The 5,757-nt window shown below is 67.1% G+C and carries 4 protein-coding genes; 2 read left to right on the top strand and 2 right to left on the bottom strand.

The annotated features are described in order from the left end of the window. A partial coding sequence (locus A5634_RS28660) for a PE-PGRS family protein (protein WP_065144504.1) occupies nt 1–1,170 on the top strand: 1,170 nt, incomplete at its 5' end. Here A5634_RS28660 and A5634_RS13250 read toward each other — a convergent pair. Continuing rightward, nucleotides 1,171–1,815, bottom strand: a complete 645-nt coding sequence (locus A5634_RS13250) for a nitroreductase family protein (protein WP_065144505.1) — start codon at nt 1,813–1,815, stop codon at nt 1,171–1,173. Between the two features lie 22 nt (nt 1,816–1,837). Here A5634_RS13250 and A5634_RS13255 point away from each other — a divergent pair, with 22 nt between their 5' ends. Further along, nucleotides 1,838–2,248, top strand: a complete 411-nt coding sequence (locus tag A5634_RS13255; RefSeq protein WP_065144506.1) for a TIGR03667 family PPOX class F420-dependent oxidoreductase — start codon at nt 1,838–1,840, stop codon at nt 2,246–2,248. A gap of 14 nt (nt 2,249–2,262) precedes the next feature. Here A5634_RS13255 and A5634_RS13260 read toward each other — a convergent pair whose 3' ends face one another. Continuing rightward, nucleotides 2,263–5,541, bottom strand: a complete 3,279-nt coding sequence (locus A5634_RS13260) for an error-prone DNA polymerase (protein WP_065144507.1) — start codon at nt 5,539–5,541, stop codon at nt 2,263–2,265. Nucleotides 5,542–5,757 lie beyond the last annotated feature (216 nt).

Here is a 5,757-nt window from a genome sequence, read left to right on the forward strand (position 1 = left end):
GGCGGGAACGCCGTGCTCGCCGGGGGCAGTGGCGGCAACGGGGGCCTCGGCGGAGCCGCCGGAATCTGGGGTGCCGGCGGGGCCGGGGGTGCCGGTGGCAACGGCCTGGCCGGCGCCAATGGCATAAACCCTCCCTCATCGACCAACCCTGCTCTGAATGGTGCAACCGGCGACGGCAACATTGTCAACGTCAACGACAACAGCATTTCCGGTGTCAATGGTGGTGAAGGCCTCCCCGGCGGACCCGGCGTCAACGGGGGCCGAGGCGGCGACGGCGGCAACGCTCGCTTTCCGTCCGACCTGAACACAGCCACCGGTGGTGCCGGCGGGCATGGCGGCGCCGGTGGTTACGGCGGCGCCAACGGTGGCGTTGGCGGATCGGGCGGCTCTGCCTTTGCCGAGCTCGTCGCTGCGGCCGGGAACAGCGGCAACGGCGGCGACGGCGGCATGGGCACGAACGGCCAAGCCGGCGGCACCGGCGGTACGGGCGGCGCGGGAGGCCGCGGTGGCTGGTTGATCGGTGATGGCGGCCGCGGTGGCGCCGGCGGTAACGGGGCGGCTGGCGGCACGGGTGACATCGGCGGTAACGGTGGTGCCGGGGGGTATTTCAGCTACGGCTCGAGCGACGCGTCCTCCTGGAGCGTGTCCATTGGAGGTGACGGTGGTGATGGTGGCCACGGTGGAGTCGGTGGACAAGGTGGCGCCGGTGGCGCGGGCGGTGCCGGAGGCAGCGGTGGTGCAAGTGGCTGGCTGCTTGGCAATGGCGGCAGCGGGGGGGATGGCGGAGTCGGCGCGTCCGGCGGGGTAGGTGGTACCGGTGGTGGCGGCGCCGACGGCGGAAGGGGCGGCACTCCGTCCAGTTTCAGTGGCGCATCAAATGGCGGTGACGGCGGCGACGGAGGCGACGCCGGTCATGGCGGAGCGGGTGGCGATGGCGGCGACGGCGGACGTGGCGGCGCCGCCGGGCGCGGCGGTCTACTGGGTGGCTTGCAAGGTGCGGTCGGCGCGGGCGGTAATGCGGGCAATGGCGCAAGCGGCGGCGGACAAGGCACACCTGGCAGCGGTGCCTCGGGAGGCAGCGGGGGCGTGAACATGGGGCTGAACGGCGCCAACGGGCTCAGCGGTCCCGCCTTCGAGGGCGCCCGCGGCACCGACGGCAACCCGGGCTAGTTACCAGCTATCCCAGTGGGTCAGGTCCTCGGCCGGCAACCGCTTGGCCGGGCGAAAATCGGTGCCCTTGGTGTAGGCGATCGGGAACAACCCGCCCTGGCTGTACTCGTCGTAGGGAATACCCAAGATGTCGGCCACCTCGCGCTCGCCGTCGCCGAGCAGGTGCAGCGTCGTCCAACACGAGCCCAGCCCGCGCGAGCGCAGCGCCAGGCAGAAGCTCCACACCGCGGGGAACAGTGACGCCCAGAACGACACCCCGCCCAGCGGCGACTTCTCCTCCCGGCCCAGGATGCACGGGACCAGCAGTACCGGGGCCTCGTGCATGTGCTCGGCGAGATAGGTGGCCGAGTCACGGACCTTGCCCATCCGCTCGCCGCGGGTGTCGCCTTCGTCGTATTGCGGCGCCGGTGCACTCAGGTAGCCGCGGGCGTTGGCCAGGTAGACGTCCCCGATCGCCTTCTTCTTCGCCGGGTCCTCGACGAACACCCACTGCCAACCCTGCGAGTTGGAACCGGTGGGCGCCTGCAACGCCAACTCGAGGCATTCCATCAGGACCTGACGTGGCACCGGCTTTTCGAAGTCGAGGCGTTTGCGGACCGAGCGGGTGGTGGTCAGGACTTCGTCGACGGTCAGGTTGAGTGTCATGAGTGGAGGCTACCGTTGCCCCATGAGCATCGAACTGACACAAGAGGTTTCCGACAGGCTGAGCTCCGACCACTACGGCTGGCTGACCACGGTGGCCAAGTCCGGGCAGCCGGTGCCGCGGTTGATTTGGTTCTTCTTCGACGGGACTGCGCTGACCATCTACAGCGAGCCCGACGCGGCCAAGGTGGCCCACGTCAAGGCCCACCCGCAGGTGAGTTTGAACCTTGATTCCGACGGCAACGGCGGCGGCATCGTCGTCATCGGCGGCACGGCATCTGTGGACGCGACGGGGGTCGACTGCCGCGACGACGAACCGTATTGGGCCAAGTACCGCGAGGACGCCGACAGGTTCGGCCTCACCGACGCGATGGGCTCCTACAGCACCCGGCTGCGGATCACGCCGACGAAGGTGTGGACGACGCCGACGGCCTGAACGTCAACTCGCGATTATCGGAAGTCGCGGGACTTCGACCCGACCGCCAGGGTGATGCGCCCCAGTCGCTCAGCGACGACGGTGATTGCGCCGCTGGCATTTTGGACCTGACCCCGGATCAGCAGCGCCGGTGCGGTGTGCGCCAGCCGGCGGTACCGCGCCCACACTCCCGGTGTGCAGAGCACGTTGACCATTCCGGTCTCGTCCTCGAGGTTGACGAACGTCACCCCTCTAGCGGTCCCCGGCCGCTGCCGATGGGTCACCGCACCGGCGATCAGCACCCGGTCGCCGTCAGGCACCGATCCCAGCGCGGCGGCGGGAACCACCCCCATCGCGTCCAGGTCGGCCCGCAGGAACTCGGTCGGATAGCTGTCCGGGGAGACGCCGGTGGCCCACACGTCTGCGGCGGCCAGTTCCAGTTCACTCATCCCCGGCAGCGACGGAATGTGTGACGACGAGCCAACTCCCGGCAGTCGGTCCGGCCGTTGGGTGGCCGCGGCGCCGGCCGCCCACAGCCCCTCCCGTCGGGACATCCCGATGCAGCCCAGCGCCCCCGCCGTCGCCAACGCTTCGGTTTGCGGCACGCTCAATTGCAGTCGCGTGGTCAGATCCAACAGAGAACCGAACGCGCCGTTGGCTTTTCGCTCGCCGACCAGCTTCTCGGCGAGGTCCTCGCCGATATGGCGGACCGCACCGAGCCCGAGTCGCACCTCCATACCGGCGTTTTCCAGCGTCGCGTGCGCCAAGCTGGCATTGACGCATGGGCCGTGTACCAACACCCCGTGCCGGCGCGCGTCGGCCACCAACGACTGCGGTGAATAGAAACCCATCGGCTGGGCGCGCAGCAAAGCCGCACAGAAAGCCGCCGGGTGATGCAGCTTGAACCATGATGAGTAGAACACCAGCGACGCGAAGGACAACGCGTGGCTCTCCGGGAAGCCGAAGTTGGCGAACGCCTCTAGCTTCTCGTAGATCCGATCGATCACCTCGTCGTCGGCGCCGTGCAGTTCGCGCATGCCGTCGTAGAACCGGCTGCGCAACCGTCGCATGCGTTCGGTCGAGCGTTTGGAACCCATGGCGCGCCGCAACTGGTCGGCCTCGGCAGCGGAGAAGCCGGCGCAGTCGACTGCCAGCTGCATCAGCTGTTCTTGAAAGAGCGGCACTCCCAACGTCTTTCGTAACGCCGACGCCATGGACGGGTGGTCGTAGACCACCGGCTCGATACCGTTGCGCCGCTTGATGTACGGGTGCACCGAATTACCCTGGATGGGGCCGGGACGGATTAGCGCCACCTCCACCACCAGGTCATAGAAGATTCGGGGCCGCAGCCGCGGCAGCGTGGCCATCTGCGCCCGCGACTCCACCTGGAACACGCCGACCGAATCGGCCCGCGACAGCATCTCGTACACCCCCGGTTCGGAGAGGTCGAGCCGGGCGAAATCCACCTTGAGGCCCTTGTGCTCGGCCACCAGGTCGCGCGCGTAATGCAATGCCGAGAGCATGCCCAGTCCCAGCAGGTCGAACTTCACCAAACCGATTGCCGCACAGTCGTCTTTGTCCCATTGCAGGACACTGCGGTTCTCCATCCGCGCCCACTCCACCGGGCACACATCAGCGATCGGCCGGTCGCAGATCACCATGCCGCCGGAATGAATGCCCATGTGCCGTGGCAGGTTCCGGATTTGGTTGGCGAGGTCGACCACGCCTTCCGGGATACCCTCGATATCGTCGGGCTGTCCCGACCAGTGGCTGATTTGTTTGCTCCACGCGTCCTGTTGCCCTTGCGAGAAACCCAGGGCACGCGCCATGTCGCGTACCGCGCTGCGCGGACGGTAGGTGATCACGTTGGCCACTTGTGCGGCATAGTCCCGGCCGTATTTGTCGTAGACGTACTGGATCACTTTTTCCCGCTGGTCGGACTCGATGTCGATATCTATGTCCGGCGGCCCGTCACGTGCGGGTGAGAGGAATCGCTCGAACAGCAGGTCGTTGGCCACCGGGTCGACGGCAGTTACTCCGAGGGCATAACAAACCGCGGAATTGGCCGCCGATCCCCGACCCTGGCACAGGATGTCGTTATCCCGGCAGAACCGGGTGATGTCGTCCACCACCAGGAAGTATCCCGGAAAGCGCAGTTGCGCAATGATTTTGAGTTCATGCTCGATTTGGTCGTAAGCTTTCGATGCCCGTCCCGGCGGACCGTAGCGGTCGGCGGCACCCACCATGGTCAACGACCGCAGCCAACTGTCCTCGGTGTGTCCGTCGGGCACCTCGAACGGCGGCAGTTGCGGTGCGATCAGCGCCAGTCCGAACGCACACTGCTCCCCCAGTTCGGCGGCGCCGGACACCGCCTCTGGGCACTGCGCGAACAGCCGGGCCATCTCCGCACCAGAACGTAGGTGCGAGCCACCCAGTGGAGCCAGCCACCCGGCGGCCGCATCCAGGGACTGCCGGGCCCGGATCGCGCCCATCGCCATGGCCAGCTGGCGACGGGACGGGTGAGCGAAATGCGCTCCGGTGGTGGCGACGACGCCGACACCAAAATGCGGCGCCAGCCCGGCCAGCAACGCGTTGCGTTCGTCGTCGAGCGGTTGTCCATGATGGGTCAACTCGATGCTGACCCGCCCGGCACCGAACCGGTCCACCAAATCGGCCAGCGCCCGCTTCGCCGCCTCCGGGCCACCTTCGGAAAGCTCTTGGCGCACAGCGCCTTTGCGGCAGCCGGTGAGGATCTGCCAATGTCCGCCGGCCGCCTCGGTCAACGTGTCGATGTCGTAGCGCAGCTTGCCCTTTTCGCCGCCGGCCAGATGCGCGGCGGCCAGTTGCCGGGACAGCCGCCGGTAACCTTCGGGCCCGCGGGCCAGCACCAACAGATGCGGACCGGCCGGGTCCGGTTGCTCGGTGCGGGCCTCGCAACTCAGCGACAACTCGGCACCGAACACCGTACGTACGTCGAGTTCGGCGGCCGCTTCGGCGAATCGCACCGCCCCGTACAAACCGTTGTGGTCAGTCAACGCCAACGCGCGCAGACCCAGCCGGGCGGCCTCCTCGGCCAGTTCCTCCGGCGTGCTGGCCCCGTCGAGGAAGCTGTACGCCGAATGTGCGTGCAATTCGGCGTATGCGACCGACGACCGGACCTGCGGCCTGGGTTTAGCCGTATAGGTCCCGCGTTTGGAGGACAGCGGAGCATCGTCGGCCGGGTGTACCGGCGCGGGAGTACCGGCATGTCGCGGTTTGCCGTCGAGGACTCGTTCCATCTCGGCCCAACTCGGCGGTCCGTTGTGCCATCCCATGCCGAACAGTGTATCGAACGTTTGTTCGATCCGGCGAACCTTTGTCCAATAGTTTTCGAACCGCGCGGAAACTATTTGCGAACAGCAACCGTTGTCGATACAACGCTGCAGTTCAACACGCATTTAATGGGAAAACACATTGTTAACCTGGCTGGACTATCGATGTGCGAGTCCCACAGCGATACTGGTACACATTAAAGAAACCACGGCGGGGGC

The organism is Mycobacterium asiaticum (genome assembly GCF_001673365.1).
In the GTDB taxonomy this organism is placed as follows: Bacteria; Actinomycetota; Actinomycetes; order Mycobacteriales; family Mycobacteriaceae; genus Mycobacterium; species Mycobacterium asiaticum_A.